A 2,314-nucleotide genomic window follows, 5' to 3' on the forward strand; every position below is an offset into this window, starting at 1 on the left:
CACCCCCTAGTCCACACACTGGAGCATGTGAGCCAAGCGTGTGAGCATGCAGATACTATGAACTTGCAACAGCGGTCAAAACTAGGTAGTAGGGTGGGCACAGCCCACCATCCAGGCACGGTATTGGTGGGCACAGCCCACCCTACGGGCTTTGACGTCGGAAAATCCCTGTGGTCTTCTGTTGCCCGGTAACAGCCAAGCATGTGGAATCTTCCGGGAGCGGACTATGGGCGACCAGGCCGAATTGAGCATCCTCAAACCCGACGATTGGCATCTTCACCTGCGGGACGGGGAACAGCTGGCATCGGTGGTCCATTATACGGCGCACCGTTTCGCCCGTGCCATGGTGATGCCGAATCTCCCTGTCCCCGTTACGGACACCACCCAGGCCATCGCCTATCGCGACCGCATCCTCGCCGCCCTGCCCGCAGGATACGGCTTCGAGCCGCTGATGACCCTGTATCTCACCGACAACCTATCGCCCCAGGAGATCGCGCGCGCCGCCGCGTCCGGGTCGGTCCATGGGGTGAAGCTCTATCCCGCGGGGGTCACCACCAACGCCGCGCACGGCGTCACCCGCATCGACCGCATCTATCCGGCATTGGAGGCGATGCAGCGCCTCGACCTGCCGCTGCTTGTGCATGGGGAGGTAACCGCCGAGGCGGTGGATATCTTCGACCGTGAGCAGGCCTTCATCGATCAGGTCCTCTACCCCCTGATCCGTGATTTCCCCGAGCTGCGGATCGTCCTGGAGCACATAACCACTGCCGAGGCGGTCCGGTTTATCCTCGCAGCACCGCCGCAGTTGGCGGCCACCATCACGCCCCATCATCTCTTGTACAACCGCAATGCCATCCTGGCCGGCGGTATTCGGCCCCACTTCTACTGTCTGCCGGTACTCAAGCGAGAGACCCACCGTCAGGCACTCGTCGAGGCCGCTACCAGCGCAAATCCGAAGTTCTTTCTCGGCACGGACAGCGCCCCCCACCCGCGCGCGGGCAAGGAGACTGCCTGTGGATGCGCCGGGATCTTCAGTGCCCACGCCGCGATTGAGCTCTATGCCGAGGTCTTCGAGCAAGCGGGGGCACTCGACAGACTGGAAGGCTTTGCGAGCCGATTCGGGGCCGATTTCTACCGCCTGCCCCACAATCAGGAACGCATCCGCCTGATCAAGGAGACCTGGCGGGTTCCGAATTCCTATCCATTCGATCAAGACCGGCTGGTGCCGCTGCGGGCTGGCACAACAGTGGCCTGGCGCCTGGCCGATTGACTCTGATCCGCTTTTCCGCTTTCCATGTCACTGCTTTTCGCGTATGGTGCCGAACATTGAGCGCCGGCCGGCCGGTGTCTCCCGTCTTTCGGTTGGCCCCCTTCCCCAGGGCCCATCAGGAATGATCCGTATCCCGACACCTCCATCGGTTCAGGAAACCTCCGGGTGAGCCGGTTTGCGGGGGCTATACATATCTTAGAGCCTGTCTGGCTTATGCGTTCGTAGCGAGGGATCGAGGGGCAAAAGGCAAGATTTTTGCGCTCGACTGAGGCGAATAGTGGGCCTAATTTAACGAAATCGAGCGGGAAATCCGGCCGGCTTCCTCGATTCCGCGTAGAACAGTCGTAAATCAGACAGGCTCTCGCAGTCGCGGGGTGGCTGCGGCCATACCGCAAGGCCCTCCGACCGGCATGTGCATAGGCCGGACTGACCGGCCTTTCTCTCCTTCGATGCACAGCTTTTAGGGACTTATAGACCGATGAATATTTATGTTGGCAACCTGGCTTATGGTGTGACTCAAGACGAACTGCACGAGGCCTTCAGTGCCTATGGCCAAGTCGAGAGCGCGAATTTGGTCACCGACAGGGATACCGGCACCTCAAAAGGGTTCGGGTTCGTGGAGATGCCGAGTAATGCCGAGGCCGACGCTGCGATCAAGGCCCTCAACGGGACTCCGTTGAAAGGCCGCAACATGAAGGTCAACCCAGCCAAACCGCGCGGTGATCGCAAGCCGCAGAACCGCCGCTTTTGAGCCTGCGAGTAAGGGTTACCGACCAGCGAAAAAACGGAACGGCGATCGCCAGAATGATCGAGAAATCGAGCCCGCGTAGGGCGGGTTAGGCCAGGGACGGCCGCTACCCGCCATTGGGACCTCGTCCCACGCTCCAGCGTGGGAACGCCGTCTTGTCCACTCCAGCGGACGCAGCTTCTCCGTGCTGATCGGCGTTGGCTGTTAACCTACCAGGCACTTAATCGACGCTGGAGCGTCAGATCCCTCCTCCGTCGGGACCAGGTCTGCTCCCACGCTGGAGCCTGGGGAGCCAG

General features: G+C 61.2%; 2 protein-coding genes. Both read left to right on the forward strand.

Features of this window, described 5'->3' with window-relative positions; all coding sequences use genetic code 11:
- Nucleotides 1-226: 226 nt before the first annotated feature.
- Entirely contained in the window at nucleotides 227-1,270 is a 1,044-nt protein-coding gene (gene pyrC, locus BQ17_RS10095; protein ID WP_089726710.1) for a dihydroorotase, read from the forward strand.
- Between the two features lie 478 nt (nucleotides 1,271-1,748).
- Nucleotides 1,749-2,021, forward strand: a complete 273-nt coding sequence (rbp, locus tag BQ17_RS10100) for an RNA-binding regulator (protein WP_089726713.1) — start codon at nucleotides 1,749-1,751, stop codon at nucleotides 2,019-2,021.
- Nucleotides 2,022-2,314 lie beyond the last annotated feature (293 nt).

Origin of the sequence: Candidatus Thiosymbion oneisti (genome assembly GCF_900092655.1) — a bacterium.
GTDB lineage: Bacteria > Pseudomonadota > Gammaproteobacteria > Chromatiales > Chromatiaceae > Thiosymbion > Thiosymbion oneisti.